Annotated in this window: 1 protein-coding gene; it reads left to right on the forward strand. The window is 64.6% G+C overall.

The annotated features are described in order from the left end of the window. Positions 1–12: 12 nt before the first annotated feature. Positions 13–1,277, forward strand: a protein-coding gene (locus ON34_RS28690) for an IS3 family transposase (protein WP_245548241.1) whose coding sequence is annotated in 2 segments (ribosomal slippage) — positions 13–295 and positions 295–1,277 — 1,266 coding nt in all. Because the reading frame shifts where the segments join, the coding sequence is not laid out codon by codon here. Positions 1,278–1,303: the final 26 nt, after the last annotated feature.

Raw genomic sequence — 1,303 nt, forward strand, 5'->3', positions numbered from 1 at the left:
GAGGATGGAGTCGTGTCGTCGAGGAAGAAGTATCCGGCCGAGTTGCGTGAGCGGGCGGTGCGGATGTTTGTGGAGGTCCGTGACCAGCACCGGTCGGAGTGGGCCGCGATGCGGGCGGTCGCGGAACTGCTGGGAGTGACGCATCCGGAAATGGTCCGGACGTGGGTGCGTCAGGCCGAGGTCGACGAGGGCGCCCGCTCAGGTGTCACTTCCGATGAGTCCGCGGAGCTGAAGCGGTTGCGGCGAGAAAACGCAGAACTCGAGCGCGCCAACGCAATTCTGAAAGCGGCGTCGGCTTTCTTCGCGGCCGAGATAGACCGGCCGCAGCGCTGATCACGAGGTTCGTCACCGAACACCAGGGCCGCCGGGAAGCCGACGGCCTGGTGTGGGGTGTGAAGTCTATCTGCGCTGCGCTGACCGAGCTCGGCGTAAACCTCGCCCCTTCGACATATTACGAACATTGCAAGCGAGTCCCGACCAAGCGTCAGGTGCGTGAGGAGAACCTGAAACTGGAAGTCCAGCGCGTGCATCGCGAGAACTTCGGTGTCTACGGCGCCCGGAAAGTGTGGCTGCAGTTGAACCGGGAAGGCCACCGAGTGGCCCGCTGCACGGTCGAGCGGCTGATGCGTGAGCTCGGCCTGCGCGGGGTGTCGCGAGGCCGCGTCACACGCACCACGATCCCGGATCCGGCCGCTGACCGGCCCGCGGACCTGGTGCAGCGGAAGTTCACGCCGCCGGCGCCGAACCGTATATGGGTTGCCGACATCACGTATGTGTCCACCTGGTCAGGCTGGGTGTACGTGGCGTTCGTGATCGACGCCTACGCTCGTCGGATCATCGGCTGGCGTACTTCGACGTCGATGACCACGACGCTGGTGCTGGACGCGATCGAGCACGCGATCTGGACCCGGGAGCGGGCGGGCTGGAACGTGAAAGATGTCGTCCACCAGACAGATAGAGGATCGCAATACACATCTATTGCGTTCACCGAACGCCTCGGCGAGGCCGGGATCCAGCCCAGCGTAGGCGCGGTGGGCTCCAGCTTCGACAACGCCCTCGCCGAGACCGTGAACGGCTTGTACAAAACCGAGCTGATCAAGCCGCGTGGCCCCTGGCACAGCGTCGACCACGTCGAGTTCGCCACCGCCGAATGGGTGGATTGGTTCAACCACCGACGCCTCTACCAATACTGCGGCGACATCCCACCCGCCGAGATGGAGGCCGCCCACTACGCTCAGAACCCAGCCCAGCAACCCGCTGAGCTGTCACACCAGTAAGTCTCCGAACTCACCGGGGCGATTCA

This window comes from Nocardia pneumoniae NBRC 100136 (genome assembly GCF_000308755.1).
GTDB lineage: Bacteria > Actinomycetota > Actinomycetes > Mycobacteriales > Mycobacteriaceae > Nocardia > Nocardia pneumoniae.